Here is a 16,900-nt window from a genome sequence, read left to right as displayed (position 1 = left end):
TCTTGCGCTTAGCCGATTTTTGCGGCGCGCCACGGAGGGCGCTTGCAAAAACCGGAGCGCTGCGCCAGCTTCGGCCCGGCTGTTTCGTCCACTGGACGCGCCGGGCCAAAGCTGCCCTGGACCCAGACAGGGAAGTCGCGTCGTTCAAAAGCCTAAAAAACACTGTCATGCCTGCCCGTGGAAACTTTCAGAGCCTCAAATGGCGGCACGGGTGTTTTTCTTAACGGCTTTTGCCCGCCGCTCCGATTGAGACCACATGCCCGCCCCAGCGGGCTGGTAGGTCGGTGAGTCTTAGCTGCTGTAGGGCGCAGGCTTTGAAATTGCAAGGTGATACCCTTTTATCATCTAAACCCACCCAACCACCCAATAGCGGAACCCCTGCGGCCTGTGGCCGCGCCCCCTGACAGGGGCTCTAAATTTTTAACTTCTCCTTTTATCCATCAGGGCCGCGGATTTATTATCAATAGTGGCTTCCCCAGGTTTCCAAACACATAAAAATAACCCCCGCCCAATAAAGGACGAGGGTTGTTGTATTTTTATAGGTTTTCAGTGCGTACCAGATAAAAGAATCCGGTCAAAACGGGCTTTGCATCGCACCGCGCCACAGGCGCAAACGCCGGGAGCGAGCTGCAAACACAGCGACCGCGTCCAGTGGACGATACAGGGAGCTGTGTTTGGCGCAGCGCTCCGGTTTTTGCAAGCGCCATCTCTGGCGCGCCGCAAAAATCGGCTAAGCGCAAGAGTGGCGTAAAGGCCCCGCGGAACTTCCGGAGACCCGGAAACTTGATGGTACACAGTGAAAGTCTTTTGGTTACTTTTCTTCCAGAAAAGTAACTCAGGCGTTCTCTTCTTCGGTGAGCTTGTTGATGAGGAGCTGATAGATCTCGTTGCCCTTGAGGATGAACTGTTTTTTCACCTGTTCGGCGGTGAGGCGGTCGGGCATCCCCAGGTCCAGGGAGAAAAGCTTTTCGTCCAGGCGGTTGATGGTGCAGTGGACGGTACAGCGGCCCATTTCGCCCTCGGTGATGGTGGCGCTGTACTCCGCCCGCTTGCGGGACCACAGCTGTGCCTTGAGTACGGCGGCCACCGCCTTTTCCCGGACGCTGCGGGGCAGGTCGTAGGCCAGCTCCCCGGCCACCTTGCGCCCCTTGTCGGTGATGGTGAACAGCCCTTCGGCATCCACTTGCACCAGACCCTGACGCCGGATGTCGTCCAGCCCCGAACCGATCTCAAAATAATTCACCAGCTGGGTGTCCATCAGGGCGGTTTCCAGCTGATGCTGGGACACCGCGCCGGTGTTCTGCACCAGATAACACAGCAGCAGCCGGATCTCGGTGCTGGTGGTCAGTCCGCCGGGCCGGACCCCGGCGGTAAAGGCGTCGCGTTCAGCCATGTTTCTTCACATCCTTTTATGATGAGGCGGGCATGGCCCGCCATAGAGCTTGCGTATGCTACCAGTATAAAAGGTTTCGGCCCGGATTTCAAGCCGGATTCAGGGCCGGGCAGGCGAATTCGGTGACGATCTGCTTTTTGCTCTCGGGGGTGGAGTAGACCCAGCGGTCGATGTGGCCCTCGGTGACGAAATATTGCAGGTCAAAGCGGTGGTTCTGGCCCAGGCTGCGGTTGACGATCACCAGCTTGATCTTCATTTTTTCGGGCAGGATGCTCTTGATGTAGACGCTGACGGCCTGGCCCGGGCGCAGGTCGGGACAGCTCTCGGCCAGCCCAGCCAGATTGGGTGCGATCTCCACGAAGGTGCCGTACTCCTCGATGCTGCGGACAATCCCCACCACCGTCTCCCCGGGGGAGAAGGCGGCGGCGTTTTCGGCCCAGGTCCCCAGCAGCTCCCGGATGGTCAGAACAAACCGGCCCTGGGCGTCCCGGCTGCGCAGGGCGCAGAGGATCTGCTGCCCCACGCTGACCCGGTCGGCGGGGGAGGAGATGCGGCTCACCGACATGCAGTCGATGGGCAGCAGGGCGCTGATGCCGCAGCCCACGTCGCAGAAGGCCCCAAAGGATTCGATGTGGGTCACCGCACAGGGCAGAATGTCCCCCGGGGCCAGGGTGTCCAGATATTCCTCCCGGCACATCTGCTGGGCCCTCGCCCGGGACAGCCGGTAATAGGGCCGGCCCTGGGCGTCCTCCTCCAGCCCCTCGATCACAAAGCAGGTGGCCCGCCCCACCCGGGTGAGCACTGCAATGTCCCGCACCGCGCCGGTGCCGGCCCCCTCGGCGCATTCGGCGAAGGGCATGATCCCGCGCACCCCGCCCAGCTCAAAGCGGAGCTGGCGCTGGGTGTCGAACGCCAGGGCGGTGCTCTGGAGGATTTCGCCCCCCGCCATGGCGGCCCGCAGCTCGGCGCTGCTCAGGCGGGACGCGTCACGATAGTTGCCTTCGGTTCTGAAGCTTTGCATCATCTTTCATTCCTCTTTCTTCGGTTCAGTTGCATTGCGGCCAGACGGCCAGGCGGCCTGGTAACAGCATATGCGAATTTTTTGTAGGGTATTTGCTTTTTACATGCGTTTGGTTTATACTATGGAATGCGGTCCCGCCGGCGTCGGCGGCCGCACAGCCAGCCAGGAAAGGAGCCTGCCCATGGATATCGCCGTCGGAGACATCATTCAGACCCGCAAAAAGCATCCCTGCGGCGCCTCCAGCTTTGAGGTGCTGCGTGTGGGGATGGATTTTCGCATCCGCTGCACAGGCTGCGGACGCGAGGTCATGCTGCCCCGGGTCAAGATCGAAAAGAACATCAAAAAGGTCATCAAGCCCGCCCCGGAAGGGGAGCGCTAGCCGCTTTTGCATGGGAGCGAACGTTTCGATGCAGAAAGGAGCGAACCTTTTTTGAACCTGGAACAACAGATGGAGGCGGTGAGCCGGCGTTTTGCCGAGCTGTCCCACCGGCTGAACCAGCCCGAGACGGCGGCGGACCCGGCCAAATTCCGGCAGCTGATGCAGGAATACCACGAGGCCGAGCCGGTGGTGAACACCTGGCGGGCCTGGCAGACCGAGCTGGATCACCTGGCACAGGCAAAAGCCCTGCTCGCGGGCGAGGACGCCCAGGAGCCGGACTTCAAGCAAATGATACAGCAGGAAATCTGCGAAAAAACACAATCCGCGGCGAAACTGGAAAATTCTCTCAAACTTCTTCTTTTGCCCCGGGATGAATACGACGGCCGCAGCGTCATCGTGGAGGTGCGCAGCGGCGTCGGCGGGGAAGAGGCGGCCCTGTTTGCCCACAGCCTGGTGCGGATGTACAGCATGTACGCCCAGTCCCGCCACTGGCAGATGGAGCTGCTCAACCTCAGCGAGACCGAGCTGGGAGGGGTCCGGGAGGCGGTGTTTGCCGTCAACGGCCAGGGCGCCTACAGCCGCCTGAAATTCGAGAGCGGGGTCCATCGGGTGCAGCGCGTGCCCGACACCGAGACCCAGGGCCGGATTCACACCTCGACGGCCACGGTGGCGGTGCTGCCCCAGGCCGAGGAGGTGGAGGTGGAGCTGGACATGAAGGATCTGCGGATCGACACCTTCCGTTCATCGGGGGCGGGCGGCCAGCATATCAATAAGACATCCAGCGCCATCCGCATTACCCACCTGCCCACCGGCATGGTGGTGGAGTGCCAGAACGAGCGCAGCCAGTTCCAGAACAAGGACAAAGCCCTGGAAATCCTGCGCAGCCGCCTTCTGGCCCAGAAAAAGAGCGAACAGCAGAGCGCCATCAACGCCGGCCGCCAGGCCCAGGTGGGCACCGGCGACCGCAGCGAAAAGATCCGCACCTATAATTTCCCCCAGGACCGCTGCACCGACCATCGGATCGGCCTCACCGTCCACAACCTGGACAAGGTGATGGACGGCAACCTGGACGAGGTGCTGGACGCCCTGATTATGAAGGAACAGGCCGAAAAGCTGTCCCGGCTTTGAGCGGCCCGGACGAGATTTGAAAACTGGAAAGCAGATGAATCACTATGGAGATTGAAACCCTTCTCTGCCCGGCGGACGACGCGGGAATTGCCCGGGCGGCCGCCCTGCTGCGGCAGGGGGAGATTTTGGCCCTGCCCACCGAGACGGTGTACGGCATCGCCGCCGACGCCCGCAACGGCAAAGCGGTGGCCAAGATATTTGAGGCCAAGGGCCGCCCCCAGGATAACCCCCTCATCGTCCACATCGACGATGTGAAGATGCTGCCGGGCCTGGTCAGCGAGTTCCCCGAGCGGGCCCAGCTGCTGGCGGCGGCCTTCTGGCCGGGTCCGCTGACCATCATCATGCCCCGGGGTCCCGAGGTGGCAGACGAGTGCTGCGCCGGGCTGGATACGGTGGGCATCCGGATGCCCAGCCACCCGGTGGTCCGCCGCGTCATCGAGGCCAGCGGCTGCGCCTTTGCGGCGCCGTCGGCCAATTTGTCGGGCAAACCCAGCCCCACCACCGCCCAGGACGTCTGGACCGATATGCAGGGCCGCCTGCCCCTGATTCTGGACGGCGGGGCCTGTGCTGTGGGGGTGGAGTCCACCGTGGTGTCGGTGGTGGGGGAGAAACCCACCCTCCTGCGCCCCGGCTACATCACCCTGGAGGACCTGGAACGGGCTCTGGGGGAGGAAGTGGTCCTGTCGGGGGCCATCCTGGAAAAGCTGGCCGAGGGCGAGGTGGCCCGCAGCCCCGGCATGAAGTACAAACACTACGCCCCCAAGGCGGATATTACCATCCTGAACGGCAGCTTTGACCAGTTCAAGGCCTATGTCCAGGCCCACGCTGACCAGGACCCCGCCTGCCTGTGCTTCACCGGCGAGGCGGCCCGGCTGCCCTTCCCCTGCGTGGAATACGGCCGGGAAGGGGACGGGGCGGACCAGTCCAAACACATTTTCCGGTGCCTGCGGGCCCTGGATGAACAGGGGGACCGGGTGGTCTACGCCCGCTGCCCCCAGAAGGACGGCGTGTCCATGGCGGTGTACAACCGCCTGATCCGCGCCGCGGCGTTCCGGGTGATCGACCTATGATGACGGTAGCCATCACAGGCCGCAGCGGCTGCGGCAAATCCACCGTGACCGAGTGTTTTGTGGCCCGGGGCATCCCCACCGTGGACGCCGACCAGCTGTCCCGCCAGATTCTGCAGCCCGGCTCGCCGGTGCTGGAGAAGCTGGCGGCGCGGTTCGGGCCGGATATCCTGGAGGATGGGGTGCTCAACCGCCGCCTGCTGGCGGACCGGGCTTTCGCCACCCCCGAGGGCAAACAGGCCCTGGACGCCATCACCCATCCCGCCATTGTAGAGGGGATTCAGGCGGCGGGCCGGGCGGCCCGTCAGGCCGGCAGCCCCCTCTTTGTCATCGACGGGGCGGTGCTGGTGGGCAGCGCCCTGGATGGGGCGTGGGACCGCCTGGTGGTGGTGGCCGCCCCCTATGAGACCAGCGTCCAGCGGATCGTCCTGCGGGACGGCATCCGGCCCGAAATGGCCCGGCGCCGCCTGGACGCCCAGCTGCCCGAGGCCCGGCTGCGGGCCCGGGCGGACGTGGTGCTGGAAAACGACGGCACCCGGGACCAGCTGCGCCAAAAGGCCGAGGCCCTGGTGGACCAGCTGCTGGCCCAGGCAAAGGGAGGTGCGGTTGAGAGGATTTGAACGTGCGAAAGAGACTTATCGCCCTGATTCTGGCGGTGGTGGTGCTGGCCTGTATGCCGGCCCTGGTGCGCCAGGTGGAGCGGCAGCTCTACCCCTGCAAATTCCCCGATATCGTCCATACTTACGCGGCGGAATATGACCTGGACCCCCTGCTGATCTATACCTTTATCCGCACCGAGAGCGGCTTTGACCCCGAGGCGGTGTCCAATATGGGGGCCCGCGGCCTGATGCAGATGACCGAGGAGACCTTCGACTGGCTCAAGACCAAGCTGGCCCCCCAGGAGGACCTGACCTTTGACGACCTCTATGACCCCGACTGCGCGGTGCGGTTCGGGGCGTATTACCTGCGGCTGTGCCTGGACCGGTACGGCGGGGACGTGGCCACCGCGGCCGCGGCCTATCACAGCGGGTGGGGGACGGTGGACAGCCTGCTCAACCGCGAGGACTATGCGGGGGACGGCCGGACCCTGCCCAGCTTCCCCTACAGCAACATGAACCACTACGTGGAGAAGATTCTCCGCAGCTATGAACGCTATACGGAGCTGTACGGCTCCAGTATATAAAAATGAAAAAGGGCGTCTGCGGGCCGCTCCCCGCTCCGCCCTTCGGATGGAAAACGAGGTATACACTATGAAAGAACTGACCGAAATGCAGAAGAAGGCCAAAGAGCTTCTGTATGAGCCCGAGTACAAGTCGGACAAGGACGCCGCCGTGCGCCAGGCTGCCGCAGACTTTGCCGAGGGCTACAAGGATTTCATCACCCGCTGCAAGACCGAGCGGGAGGTGGCCGTCTACGCTGAGAAGGCCCTGCAGGACGCCGGCTATCAGCTGTTTGACGACCGCAAGAAGTACAACCCCGGCGACAAGGTCTATTGGATCCACCACAAGAAGGTGGTTCTGTGCGCCACCATCGGCACCCGCTCCCTGGAGGACGGCTTCCGCCTGATGATCGCCCACATCGACAGCCCCCGCCTGGACATCCGTCCCAACCCCCTGTATGAGGCTGCCCACTTCAGCTACTTCAAGACCCACTACTACGGCGGCATCCGCAAGTACCAGTGGGCCACCATGCCCCTGGCCATCCATGGCGTGCTGACCCGCGCCGACGGCAGCTCGGTCACCGTCCAGGTGGGCGAGGACGTGGGGGATCCCGCTTTCTGCATCACCGACCTGCTGCCCCACCTGAGCGCCGAGCAGAACAAGCGTGAGCTGTCCGACGGCATCCGCGGCGAGGAGCTGAACATCCTGATTGGTTCCGACGCCGTGGCCGACGAGGACATCAAGGAGAAGGTCAAGCTCAGCACCATGATGCTGCTGAACGAGAAGTACGGCATCACCGAGAAGGACTTCACCCGCGCCGAGCTGGAGATCGTCCCCGCCACCCCCGCCCGTGACATCGGCTTTGACCGGTCCATGATCGGCGGCTACGGCCAGGACGACCGCGTGGACGCATATCCCGCCCTGATGGCCGAGATCCAGGTCAAGAACCCCGCCTACACCACCGTCTGCGTCCTGGCAGACAAGGAGGAGATCGGCAGCTACGGCATCACTGGCATGGGCAGCGCCTTCACCTATGACTGGCTGCGCCAGCTGTGCGCCTGCCAGGGCGCCGACTCCATCCGCGCCTTCCGCAGCAGCCTGTGCCTGTCGGCGGACGTCACCGCCGCCTATGACCCCACCTGGGCCAGCGCGTTCGAGCCCCAGAACGGCACCTATGCAGGCCGCGGCGTGGCCTTCTTCAAGTACACCGGCAGCCGCGGCAAGAGCGCTGCCAACGACGCCACCGCCGAGCAGATGGGCTACCTGACCCGTATGCTGGATGAGGCCGGCGTGGCATGGCAGGTGGGCGAGCTGGGCCGCATCGACCTGGGCGGCGGCGGCACCGTGGCCACCGAGGTGGCCCGCTACGGCATCCCCGTGGTGGACATCGGCGTGCCGGTGCTGTCCATGCACTCTCCCTTCGAGGTGGTCAGCAAGACCGACCTGTACATGGCTTACCGTGCGTTCAGCACCTTTGCAGCCGCGAAGGAGTAAACCCAAAAGCGTAACCCCGTGGAGCGGCGCGGCGTCAGCCTGCGCCGCTCCTTTTGCGGGTTGGGGGAGGATCGTATGACAAAACTCAAGCAGTTTCTCAAACAGGAGACAGTGCTGGCGGTGGCGGCGGCCCTGGCGGTGGTTTCGGCCTTTTTTGTCCGGCCGGACGCGGCCTATCTGGGGTATATTGACTGGCGCACCCTGGCGATTTTGTTTTCCCTGATGACAGTGATGGCGGGCCTGCGGCGGCAGGGCGTCTTTGACCGGATGGGCCGGGCCCTGCTGGCCTTGAGCGGCGGCACCCTGCAGCTGGTGCTGGTGCTGGTGGGTCTGTGCTTTTTCGGCAGCATGTTCATCACCAACGACGTGGCCCTGCTGACCTTTGTGCCCTTCACCTTTGCGGTGCTGGACAGCATGGGCGGCGAAATGCGCCAAAAGCTGGCCCTGCCGGTGGTGTGCATGCAGACGGTGGCGGCCAACCTGGGCAGTATGCTCACCCCCATCGGCAACCCCCAGAACCTCTACCTCTACGGCAAGAGCGGCATGGGGATGGGGGCCTTTGTGGCCCTGATGCTGCCCTACAGCCTGGCATCCCTGGTGATGCTGGTGGCCTGGGCGGTGCTGGTATGCCGTGGCCAGCGGTCGGGTTCGGGACCCTTCCTGGAGTCCCGCCAGAACGCCCCCTCCAGCCGTAAAATCATCGGCATGTATGGCGTGCTGTTTGTGGTCTGCCTGCTGGCGGTGATGCGGGTGCTGCCCTATGGGGCGGCCCTGGCGGCGGTGCTGCTGGCGGCCCTGGCGGCCGACCGGGACACCCTGGGCGGGGTGGACTATTCGCTGCTGCTGACCTTTGTGGCCTTCTTCATCTTCATCGGCAACCTGGGCCGGATTCCCGCCTTTTCCAGCTGGCTGCAGGGGATCATCGCCGGGCGGGAGGTGCTGGTGTCGGTGCTGGCCTCCCAGGTCACCAGCAACGTCCCGGCGGCGCTGCTGCTGTCCGGCTTCACCCAGAACACCCAGGCCCTCATCATCGGCACCAACCTGGGCGGCCTGGGCACCCTGATTGCCTCCATGGCCAGTTTGATTTCCTACCGCCAGATTGCCCGGGAGGAGCCGGAGGGGAAGGGGAGGTACTTCGCCCTGTTCACCCTGTCCAATGTGGTGTTTTTGGCGGCCCTGCTGGGCCTGTGGGCGGTGCTGTCCCTGTGACGGCCGGCCCGGACGGGGGACAGCGGTCTGACCGGGTTCCTCTGGGGCGGTCCCCCCGCCCGGACCCAAAATCCGCCCGGGCAGGGGAGTGAAAACCGCCTCCGCCGGAAGTACGGGGCAGGTTTTCCCGGAAGGGAACCCTCCTAAACACCGCAAACGATAAAAAGTCCGCCGTTTCGGCCCTGCGGGGCGCGAAAGCGGCGGATTTTTGTTTGGATGCCCGGACACAGGGAAGCCCCCGGCGAGCCTGCCAACTGGGGGCCGGGTCAGGCCAGCTCGTCATACAGCTGGGAGATGGTGCAGAAGGTGTAGCCGTTGTCCTTGTACCAGCGGATGATGTCGGGCAGGGCCTCGGCGGTGGTGCCGGTGGTGGCGGAATCGTGCATCAGGACGATGCAGCGGTCCAGGCCCTCGCTGCCGTGGGTGACGTTGTAGTACACCTCAGAGGCGGAGAGCTTTTCGCCGGCGGCATCCTCGGCGCAGACGTTCCAGTCCACCCAGCGCCAGCCCCGCTGTTCGGCCTGGGTCTTGAGCTCGGCCATAATGCCGCTGCCGCCGTATTTCCGGCTGACGGTGTTGGTGCTGCCCCCGGGGAACCGCAGGCACCGGATGGCCGACGTGTCGGCATAGGGGGCCAGCCGCTCCCGCAGCAGGTCGATGTCGTTCCAGAAGGCGTCGGTGCTGCGGTAGATGTCGCTGTACTTGTGGGAGGCGGAGTGGAGAGCGATCTCGTGGCCGGCCTGCTGGGCCTGCTGGATCAGGGGCAGGCGCTTTTCGTTGGATTCGTTGGCCACCACAAAAAAGGTGGCGGAGACGTTTTCAGCCGCCAGCGCCTGCAGGACGGCGGGGGTGGTCTTGCTGGGGCCGTCGTCGAAGGTGAGGCAGACCCGGCGGGCGGCGGTGTCCTCGCCCGAGACGTTGGTGTCCTGCTGGGCGGCCACCGCCTCCAGAAAGCGGGTGTCCGGAACGGCGGTCAGGTCCTCGGCCCGGCACAGGGCCAGGGGCCCCGCCGACAGGCCCCACCCCAGCCCGAACCCCGCCACGGCGCTGACGGCCGCCAGCAGGAGGGTGCGCACCGCGCCGTGCGCCCGGAAAAATGAAAACTGCATAGAATGCCTCCTTGCGTGGGAAAGAATTCAGTAACAGCATATGAGGCGGAAAAATTTCTATGAAACCCCTGAAAAACAAATTGACGGCTTGACTTTGGAGTCCAACTGTGCTATTATAATCAAGCAGTTCGCACACGGCCCCGGCAAAGGGCGCCGCGGATAGATATGCGAGGGTGGCGGAACTGGCAGACGCGCACGTTTGAGGTGCGTGTGGGTAACCTTGAGGGTTCAAATCCCTTCCCTCGCACCACGACGGGTGCTCTTATAGCAAAACGCTGTAAGGACACTCGTTTTATTGTAACAGGGCCTTTTCCCCCAAAAAGGCTTTTCCATATTTCCGGCGGCGCCCCATCCGCGCCGCCCCAACCGGATAGGTCTCTATAGCTCAGCTGGATAGAGTGTTCGCCTCCTAAGCGGAAGACGGTCAAGGACCTCTTTCCGCTGGGAAAAATGCAGATGGCAGTTCAAAATCTATCAAGCGCACCCCCGAAAAAACGGCTTTTGACGGCTGAAAGGGGTGCAAAAAAGCCCAAAAACTGGAAATTCGGCACGGCTGGGGCGGCTGAAAAGCCTCCGAAGGCAAAAAACACAAAATAAAGCAAAAACCGAAAACCAGTTAAGATTCAAACAAAAAATCTCCAAAAAACTATAAGTCTCCGTAGCTCAGTTGGATAGAGCGCGAGCCTCCTAAGCCCGAGGCCCCCGGTTCAAGCCCGGGCGGGGACACCAGAACAGGCGGAAAATTGGTCAGACGCGAAAGTCTGCCTCCAGTTTTCCGCCTTTTTTGTTGGGAAAACCAGGTTTTTCCAGCCCAAAACGGGAACGAGGCTAAATTTTAAAAAAGTTCTTAGCCGAAAACCAATGAAAAAGGGCCTGGGCCTAGAATGAATTTTCGAGGTCCCTTTTCAGGCCGGACTAAAAAAGAACAAAGCTCCAATTCCCAACGATGTCATTTAACGATCATTCACCAAAAATTGGAAGCCCAAACAGGAAAAAATGGAAGATGATTCCAGAAATGCGAAAAAACCCGCATCGGAACATTAGCTCCCATCCTATAGAAATCAGAAACATCCAGGAGACTGATGCCTTTTTTGATCGGTCTATGCGGAATATACATAGCGGCTCTGACTTGCCAGGATATGGCAGATCAGGGCCGCTTTTTGTTTTCCCGAGACAATGAAAGGAGTCAGTACGATGGAAGATCGGAACTACATCATGATCGACGGTGTCCGTTACCACGCAGACCGTCCGGCCGACTGCCGGTTCTGCCAGTTCTGGAAAAACAGGAGGCGGGGCTGCATCCTGGGCAGAGAGAACTGCTACTACCTGGCCCAGGTAGTCATTACCGAAGAAGAACGGAAGTGCGAGGGCTGCCGGTATGCGGTAGGCGCCCCCTGCGTCAGCGCCTGCTGCTATAAGGACCTGGAACGGGACCTGTGGAAGCAGCGTGAGGCAAAAGCTGCAAGGAGGAAGAACGGTCATGGGTAAGAAAACGGGAGACATCCGCAGAGCGGAGAAACTGATCCAGAAAAAAGAGCGGCAGACCAAAAAGGCCAAGCGGCAGACCAAAAAGGCCAAGCGGCCGGCCTGCTGCGGCAGCTGTGAATACAACCAGCCCAACTTCAAGTACAGAACCTGCCTGTTTGTCCGGTGTCCGATGGACAAGACCCGGAGGACGCTGCGGGACAAGCCGCTGCGCAAAGATAAGTTCTCGGCATAACGGAAGAACGGACGGCCCCTTCGGGAAGGAACGAAGGGGCCTCTTTGATGAACCAGCAACAGAGTAAAGGAGACTCAGTTATGGAAAACATGATGGCCAGCTTCAGCAGCAAAGAGTTTGGACAGATCCGCGTGATTCAGGAAAACGGCAAGTGCCTGTTCTGTGGGTTGGACGTAGCCAAGGCGCTGGGCTACAAGAACAACCGTAAGGCTTTAACTGACCACTGCCGGTGCGTAACGAAACGTTACGCACCGCATCCCCAGTCGCCGAACAAGACCATTGAGATGGCGTTTATCCCGGAAGGCGACGTTTACCGCCTGATCGTTCACAGTAAGCTGCCCACTGCGGTGCGGTTTGAACGCTGGGTGTTCGATGAGGTCCTCCCCACCATCCGCAAGCACGGCGGCTACCTGGGTGAATCGCTGATGGAGCAGATCGAGAGAGACCCGGAAATCCTTTTCCGCTTTGCCGACGCACTGGTCAAGGAGCGGAGGGAAAACAAAGCGCTGCGGAAGGAGCTGCTGAACCTGAAGCCCAAGGCAGAGTTCTACGACGCCTTTGTGAATCCGGGAGACTGCACCAACATCCGGGCCACGGCCAAGGAACTGAATGTGCCCGAGCGGCTGTTCTGCAAGTACCTCCAGCATAAGAAGTATCTCTACCGTGCCCCTGCCGGAAACCTGATGCCCTACGCGGGACCCTTCCGTCGGGGCCTTTTCATTGTCAGGGACTTCTACAACCGGGATACCGGTTTCTTCGGCTGCTACACTCTGTTCACTCCGGCCGGAAAAGATGAGCTGCGCCGGCAGCTGGCCGAGATTGAGACATGGCAGAGGTAGGATTGCCTCCCTGCCCACAGAATGACAGACACAGATGATCTAAGAAAGGAGAACCATCATGGCGAACTACTTCACTGGCGGACAGGCTGACCTGTTTTCTTTCTATCGGCTGCCCAAAATCCTCTTTGCCGACCCGCGGTTCCGCGGGATTTCGGCGGAGGCCAAGATTCTGTACGGCCTGCTGCTGGACAGGATGAGCCTGTCGTTGAAGAACGGCTGGCTGGACAGCACCGGCCGGGTGTACATCATCTTTACCGTTGAAGAAATTATGGAGAGCCTGGCTTGCGGCAACAAGAAGGCGGTGGGCCTGCTGCGGGAGCTGGAAGAAAAGGCCGGTCTGATCGAGCGCAGGAGGCAGGGCCTGGGGAGGCCCAATCTGATTTATGTGAAAAACTTTACAGAAGTGTCGGAAAGCCACTTGCAGAAGTGTCAAAACGACACCTCCAGTGGTGTCATTTCCACACGGCAAGAGGTGTCAAAAGGACACGGTAATAAGACGAATCAGAATAAGACTGAGATGAGCGAGACCGATCCCTTCTTTTCCGGCTCAGACGCCGGAATGGAATCCGAAGGGAAAAATGACCGCGCCCTGTATCAGGATTATTTTTCTCAGGAGCTGGGCCTCGATGCTCTGATGGAGGCCAACCCCGAAGATGAGGATATGCTGCGGGAGATGCAGGAGCTGCTGGTGGATACCGTGTGCAGCCATCGGAAGATGATCCGTATTGCCGGAGATGACAAGCCCTATGAGGTGGTGAAAGGCCAGCTGATGAAGCTGAACAGCGACCATATCCGGTTTGTCCTGATGTGTTTGAAAGAGAACACCACCCAGGTGCGGAATATGCGGCAGTATCTGCTGGCTTCTCTGTACAACGCACCCATGACCATGCACAGCAGCTATGTGGCCCGGGTGCAGCACGACCTGAACGCAAAGTAACCGGCACGTGCCGGTGTGAAAGGGGGTGATGATTTGGCCCAAAAAGCAACCGTAATCGCCATAACCAACCAAAAAGGCGGCACCGGCAAGACCACGACCTGCGAAAATCTGGGAGTGGGGCTTGCCATGGAGGGCAAAAAGGTGCTCATGGTGGACGTGGACCCAAAAGTTCGCTTACCATCAGCATGGGATGGCCCAAACCGGATGAACTGGACACAACTCTTGCTACCCTCATGGGCAAAGTGTTGGAGGATAAGCCCATTCTGCCGGGAGAGGGCGTATTGCACCATGCAGAAGGTGTGGACCTGATCCCGGCCAGCATCGAGCTGGCAGGGATGGAAGTGGGCCTTGTGAATGCCATGAGCCGGGAAAAGATCTTGAAGCAGGTGCTGGAAGTCAACAAGCGATCCTATGACTTCATTTTGCTGGACTGTACCCCCAGCCTTGGTATGCTCACCATAGTCGCTGCGCTCCTGTGGCCAGATGTGCGCACTTTGCGCGGATTGGCATCCATGTCCTGCGGACATTAGGCCATTAACGCTTTGGCCACAGCAGATAGTGCCCTGATCCCGGTACAGGCACAATATCTGCCCGCCAAGGGCCTGGAGCAGCTGCTACAGACCATCAGCAAGGTGCGAAGGCAGATCAACCCGCGATTGCGGATTGAAGGCATCCTGATGACCATGACCGATAGCCGGACCAGCTTTGGAAAGGAGATCGACGCCTTGGTCCGGCAGGCCTATGGAGGCAAAATCAAAGTATTTGCCCAGGGAATACCCCGGTCTGTGCGGGCAGCGGAAACCAGTGCCGAAGGCAGGAGTATCTATGCCCATGACCCCAAGGGGAAAGTGTCGGAAGCCTACCGGACACTGACGAAGGAGGTGCTGCAAAGTGCCGAAAAACGGCGCAAACATCAGCTTGACCAGCTACGATGACATTTTTTCTACCGAAGAAAGCCGCCAGACCGAGCAGATTCAGCAAATCCCCATCGCAGACCTGCATCCCTTCAAAAACCACCCCTTCAAGGTGCTGGATGATGAGGCCATGCAGCGGACGGTGGAGAGCGTAGCACAGTTTGGCGTGTTGGCCCCGCTGGTTGTCCGACCGCGGGAGGAAGGAGGCTATGAGATTATTTCGGGCCACCGGCGGCAGCACGCCGCCGAGCTGGCAGGGCTGAAAACCCTGCCGGTGATTGTCCGCAACATGGACGATGACCAGGCAGTGATCCAGATGGTGGACAGCAATTTGCAGCGCGAGAGCATTCTGCCCAGTGAGCGGGCTTTTGCGTACAAAATGAAGCTGGAAGCCATAAAAAATCAAGGTGCTAGGTCGGATTTAACTTCGGCCCAAGTTGGGCCGAAGTTGACAGCCGCAGAAAAAATAGCCTTGGATAGTGATGACAGTAAGTCTCAAGTCAAAAGATTTATTCGCCTCACCAATCTGATCCCCGAACTTCTGGAACTGGTAGACCAAAAGAAAATATCCTTCAATCCCGCTGTGGAGCTGTCGTACCTGACAACCTCCGAGCAGCGGGATTTTTTTGAGGCCATGCAAGACACTCAGAATGCACCTTCCCTGTCCCAGGCTCAGCGAATCAAGAAACTGAGCCAGGCCGGCAAGTGCAGCTATGATGCCATTTATGACATCATGGGCGAAGAAAAGAAGGCCGAAATGGACCGCGTGACCATCAAAAACGATGTGCTGCGCAAGTATTTTCCCAAGTCCTATACGCCGCGCCAGATGGAGGAAACTATCCTGAAGCTCCTGGAACAGTGGCAAAAGAAGCGCCAGCGCAGTCAGGAACGCTGACCGGCTGGCAAAACACACAAAACACAACACAAATATTTGGAGGTGCGCCTATGGCAACTAAGAAAACTACGTCCACCATCACCACCCGGCAGATTTACGAGAAGGTCTGCGCCATGGAGAAAATGCTGAAAGAGTGTCTGGAAGTCCCGCCCCCGGCTGGCCCGGACTCCAAAAATCAGCCCTATTTGGCAGCAGCCGGTCCTGATCTGCCCCTGTCTGTCATCCGGCTGGATGATGCGCCGGCATTCCTGCCCTGCTTTGACGAAACGGACCTGTTCTACGGGATGCAGGATTTCCCCGTCATTATGAGCTACTGCCCGGAGCAGGTGTTGCGGATCGGCGAGGAACACTACCTGACCGGCCCCATGATCTTTTTCCGCATGGACGATGAGGGCAGCATCGTATCCCTCACGGTGGATGACCTGTACAAGCTGGCCGAGTTCCTGGAGGAACACACCGTCATCCTGATGACTGGGCCGGAAAGCTTTGTGGGCATCCGGCTGGACTGACCATGTGGATGGGATTGGCTCTTTTTGCGGCAGGAACCTGGTTTGGGTTCCTGATCGTGGCTCTGCTGCAGGCCGGAAAGGTTGGTGATGATTATGCAGGAAGAAATCGAAAACAAAACAGTCAACCTGGCCATCAGCACAACCAAACTGACGGCGCGGACCTTCGTCAATGTAGGTAAAGCTTTGCTGCGGGCCCGCCAAAATCCCCGTGGGAAGCAGAGTGTCAAGAAACTGGTTGGTCAGAACAGGGGCGTCACGAACGTCGAGATCGAAAAGACCGCGATTCGGGGATTTGAGCGCTATGCTCGAAAATACGGCATCGACTTTGCCATCACCAAGGATAAGTCGGCCATTCCCCCCAGGTATATGATCTTCTTCAAAGCTCAGGATAAAGATGCTCTGACTGCTGCTTTCCAGGAGTATTCCGCATCCGCCATCAAGAAAAGGAGCCAAAAGCCCTCTGTGCTGAATCAGCTCCATGACTTGATCCAGCAGGTGGCAGAACTTCCCGGCAAGGTACGGGAGAAAAGACAGGAGCATGGTGACCGATGAACCAGAACACAAAACGCTTAATCCTGCTCAATCTGCCCTATATTCTGACTGGCCTCTACACCACCAATCTGGGCCGGGCCTGGCGGATGGCGGCGGGTGCCGACATGACCGAGAAGATGCAGTCCCTGATGACCGTTCTCCCGGATGCCCTGGGCCGGATTATTCCCAGCTTCCACCCTCTGGATCTGTTGGTGGGTCTATGCTGTGGCGCTGGTCTGCGTTTGATGGTCTATCTCAAAGGCAAAAACGCCAAGAAGTACCGCCACGGCAGCGAATACGGCTCTGCACGATGGGGAACCCATGCAGATATCGAACCTTACACTGACCCGGTATTCCAGAACAATGTGATTCTTACAAAAACCGAGTGTCTGACCATGAACAGTCGCCCGAAGGACCCCAAGACTGCCCGGAACAAGAACGTGCTGATTGTGGGCGGCTCCGGCAGCGGTAAGACCCGCTTCTGGATTAAACCCAGTGCGCCCGTAGGGGCGGTATAAACGTTACTGTAAGCAAGTAATAGGTTAAAGCATCATGCGGCAATAGCCGCAGCCTATCCTTCCCCGTCTTACCCCAA

Annotated in this window: 18 protein-coding genes, 2 tRNA genes and 2 pseudogenes; 19 read left to right on the top strand and 3 right to left on the bottom strand. The window is 60.2% G+C overall.

Going from position 1 to position 16,900, the window contains the following annotated elements:
• Positions 1-224, top strand: a 224-nt coding sequence (locus B5G28_RS14860) for a hypothetical protein (protein WP_204228869.1), incomplete at its 5' end; no start/stop codon positions are given.
• A gap of 611 nt (positions 225-835) precedes the next feature.
• On the opposite strand, the gene B5G28_RS12310 is transcribed toward B5G28_RS14860, so the two are convergent.
• Both B5G28_RS12310 and B5G28_RS12305 read right to left on the bottom strand, forming a co-directional pair.
• Positions 836-1,393: a DUF4364 family protein gene (locus tag B5G28_RS12310; RefSeq protein ID WP_087249226.1), complete on the bottom strand. Its 558-nt coding sequence runs from the start codon at positions 1,391-1,393 to the stop codon at positions 836-838.
• Between the two features lie 88 nt (positions 1,394-1,481).
• On the bottom strand, positions 1,482-2,417 hold the full coding sequence (locus B5G28_RS12305) for a S1 RNA-binding domain-containing protein (protein WP_087249224.1): 936 nt from the start codon (positions 2,415-2,417) through the stop codon (positions 1,482-1,484).
• 178 nt (positions 2,418-2,595) lie between these two features.
• Between B5G28_RS12305 and B5G28_RS12300 the strand changes: the two genes are divergently transcribed.
• From B5G28_RS12300 to B5G28_RS12270, 7 genes are all read left to right on the top strand, one after another.
• Positions 2,596-2,793 (top strand): DUF951 domain-containing protein, encoded by a 198-nt coding sequence (locus tag B5G28_RS12300; RefSeq protein WP_087249222.1) that lies wholly within the window; start codon positions 2,596-2,598, stop codon positions 2,791-2,793.
• A gap of 69 nt (positions 2,794-2,862) precedes the next feature.
• Positions 2,863-3,921, top strand: a complete 1,059-nt coding sequence (gene prfA / locus B5G28_RS12295) for a peptide chain release factor 1 (protein WP_204228871.1) — start codon at positions 2,863-2,865, stop codon at positions 3,919-3,921.
• 44 nt (positions 3,922-3,965) lie between these two features.
• Positions 3,966-4,991 (top strand): L-threonylcarbamoyladenylate synthase, encoded by a 1,026-nt coding sequence (locus B5G28_RS12290; protein WP_087249220.1) that lies wholly within the window; start codon positions 3,966-3,968, stop codon positions 4,989-4,991.
• Positions 4,988-5,608 carry a dephospho-CoA kinase gene (gene coaE, locus B5G28_RS12285; protein ID WP_087249218.1) on the top strand — a complete coding sequence of 207 codons (621 nt, stop codon included), beginning with the start codon at positions 4,988-4,990 and terminating at the stop codon, positions 5,606-5,608. The genes B5G28_RS12290 and coaE overlap by 4 nt, the downstream gene beginning before the upstream one ends.
• A 2-nt stretch (positions 5,609-5,610) precedes the next feature.
• Positions 5,611-6,171, top strand: a complete 561-nt coding sequence (locus B5G28_RS12280) for a lytic transglycosylase domain-containing protein (RefSeq protein ID WP_242967609.1) — start codon at positions 5,611-5,613, stop codon at positions 6,169-6,171.
• Between the two features lie 67 nt (positions 6,172-6,238).
• On the top strand, positions 6,239-7,642 hold the full coding sequence (locus tag B5G28_RS12275; RefSeq protein WP_204228867.1) for an aminopeptidase: 1,404 nt from the start codon (positions 6,239-6,241) through the stop codon (positions 7,640-7,642).
• A 75-nt stretch (positions 7,643-7,717) separates the two neighbouring features.
• Complete coding sequence (locus B5G28_RS12270; RefSeq protein WP_087249214.1) at positions 7,718-8,851, top strand: SLC13 family permease; 1,134 nt, start codon at positions 7,718-7,720, stop codon at positions 8,849-8,851.
• Between the two features lie 266 nt (positions 8,852-9,117).
• On the opposite strand, the gene B5G28_RS12265 is transcribed toward B5G28_RS12270, so the two are convergent.
• Complete coding sequence (locus B5G28_RS12265; RefSeq protein ID WP_087249212.1) at positions 9,118-9,960, bottom strand: polysaccharide deacetylase family protein; 843 nt, start codon at positions 9,958-9,960, stop codon at positions 9,118-9,120.
• Between the two features lie 167 nt (positions 9,961-10,127).
• Between B5G28_RS12265 and B5G28_RS12260 the strand changes: the two genes are divergently transcribed.
• The 11 genes and pseudogenes from B5G28_RS12260 to B5G28_RS12210 form a co-directional block, all read left to right on the top strand.
• A tRNA-Leu gene (locus B5G28_RS12260) sits at positions 10,128-10,210 on the top strand.
• 402 nt (positions 10,211-10,612) lie between these two features.
• Positions 10,613-10,689: transfer RNA gene (locus tag B5G28_RS12255), tRNA-Arg, on the top strand.
• Between the two features lie 465 nt (positions 10,690-11,154).
• Positions 11,155-11,448 carry a hypothetical protein gene (locus B5G28_RS12250; protein ID WP_087249210.1) on the top strand — a complete coding sequence of 98 codons (294 nt, stop codon included), beginning with the start codon at positions 11,155-11,157 and terminating at the stop codon, positions 11,446-11,448.
• Complete coding sequence (locus B5G28_RS12245) at positions 11,441-11,680, top strand: hypothetical protein (RefSeq protein WP_087249208.1); 240 nt, start codon at positions 11,441-11,443, stop codon at positions 11,678-11,680. Before B5G28_RS12250 ends, B5G28_RS12245 begins: the two co-directional genes overlap by 8 nt.
• Before the next feature lie 80 nt (positions 11,681-11,760).
• The gene (locus B5G28_RS12240; RefSeq protein ID WP_087249206.1) at positions 11,761-12,519 is read left to right on the top strand and encodes a phage antirepressor KilAC domain-containing protein; all 759 of its coding nucleotides are present in this window, start codon (positions 11,761-11,763) and stop codon (positions 12,517-12,519) included.
• Positions 12,520-12,577: 58 nt separating this feature from the next.
• Positions 12,578-13,456, top strand: coding sequence for a DUF6017 domain-containing protein (locus B5G28_RS12235; protein ID WP_087249204.1), 879 nt, complete (start codon positions 12,578-12,580; stop codon positions 13,454-13,456).
• 33 nt (positions 13,457-13,489) lie between these two features.
• A pseudogene (locus B5G28_RS15200) lies at positions 13,490-14,391 on the top strand (ParA family protein).
• The gene (locus B5G28_RS12225) at positions 14,348-15,265 is read left to right on the top strand and encodes a ParB/RepB/Spo0J family partition protein (RefSeq protein ID WP_087249202.1); all 918 of its coding nucleotides are present in this window, start codon (positions 14,348-14,350) and stop codon (positions 15,263-15,265) included. Before B5G28_RS15200 ends, B5G28_RS12225 begins: the two are co-directional and overlap by 44 nt.
• A gap of 50 nt (positions 15,266-15,315) precedes the next feature.
• Positions 15,316-15,774: a hypothetical protein gene (locus tag B5G28_RS12220; RefSeq protein WP_087249200.1), complete on the top strand. Its 459-nt coding sequence runs from the start codon at positions 15,316-15,318 to the stop codon at positions 15,772-15,774.
• Positions 15,775-15,867: 93 nt separating this feature from the next.
• Positions 15,868-16,326 (top strand): PcfB family protein, encoded by a 459-nt coding sequence (locus B5G28_RS12215; protein ID WP_087249228.1) that lies wholly within the window; start codon positions 15,868-15,870, stop codon positions 16,324-16,326.
• A pseudogene (locus B5G28_RS12210) lies at positions 16,323-16,799 on the top strand (type IV secretory system conjugative DNA transfer family protein); the annotation flags it as partial. The gene B5G28_RS12215 and the pseudogene B5G28_RS12210, both read left to right, overlap by 4 nt.
• Positions 16,800-16,900: the final 101 nt, after the last annotated feature.

The sequence above is a fragment of the Faecalibacterium sp. An77 genome, from assembly GCF_002161315.1.
In the GTDB taxonomy this organism is placed as follows: domain Bacteria; phylum Bacillota; class Clostridia; order Oscillospirales; family Ruminococcaceae; genus Faecalibacterium.
This window is presented reverse-complemented; position numbering and strand designations above follow the sequence as displayed.

Bases quoted from the DNA above. Each gene is read 5' to 3' on its own strand.
- B5G28_RS12250 (WP_087249210.1), top strand. From the start codon at position 11,155: ATGGAAGATCGGAACTACATCATGATCGACGGTGTCCGTTACCACGCA.
- coaE (WP_087249218.1), top strand. From the start codon at position 4,988: ATGATGACGGTAGCCATCACAGGCCGCAGCGGCTGCGGCAAATCCACC.
- B5G28_RS12245 (WP_087249208.1), top strand. From the start codon at position 11,441: ATGGGTAAGAAAACGGGAGACATCCGCAGAGCGGAGAAACTGATCCAG.
- B5G28_RS12265 (WP_087249212.1), bottom strand. From the start codon at position 9,960: ATGCAGTTTTCATTTTTCCGGGCGCACGGCGCGGTGCGCACCCTCCTG.
- B5G28_RS12305 (WP_087249224.1), bottom strand. From the start codon at position 2,417: ATGATGCAAAGCTTCAGAACCGAAGGCAACTATCGTGACGCGTCCCGC.
- B5G28_RS12275 (WP_204228867.1), top strand. From the start codon at position 6,239: ATGAAAGAACTGACCGAAATGCAGAAGAAGGCCAAAGAGCTTCTGTAT.
- B5G28_RS12220 (WP_087249200.1), top strand. From the start codon at position 15,316: ATGGCAACTAAGAAAACTACGTCCACCATCACCACCCGGCAGATTTAC.
- B5G28_RS12215 (WP_087249228.1), top strand. From the start codon at position 15,868: ATGCAGGAAGAAATCGAAAACAAAACAGTCAACCTGGCCATCAGCACA.
- B5G28_RS12300 (WP_087249222.1), top strand. From the start codon at position 2,596: ATGGATATCGCCGTCGGAGACATCATTCAGACCCGCAAAAAGCATCCC.
- prfA (WP_204228871.1), top strand. From the start codon at position 2,863: ATGGAGGCGGTGAGCCGGCGTTTTGCCGAGCTGTCCCACCGGCTGAAC.
- B5G28_RS12290 (WP_087249220.1), top strand. From the start codon at position 3,966: ATGGAGATTGAAACCCTTCTCTGCCCGGCGGACGACGCGGGAATTGCC.
- B5G28_RS12310 (WP_087249226.1), bottom strand. From the start codon at position 1,393: ATGGCTGAACGCGACGCCTTTACCGCCGGGGTCCGGCCCGGCGGACTG.
- B5G28_RS12240 (WP_087249206.1), top strand. From the start codon at position 11,761: ATGGAAAACATGATGGCCAGCTTCAGCAGCAAAGAGTTTGGACAGATC.
- B5G28_RS12235 (WP_087249204.1), top strand. From the start codon at position 12,578: ATGGCGAACTACTTCACTGGCGGACAGGCTGACCTGTTTTCTTTCTAT.
- B5G28_RS12270 (WP_087249214.1), top strand. From the start codon at position 7,718: ATGACAAAACTCAAGCAGTTTCTCAAACAGGAGACAGTGCTGGCGGTG.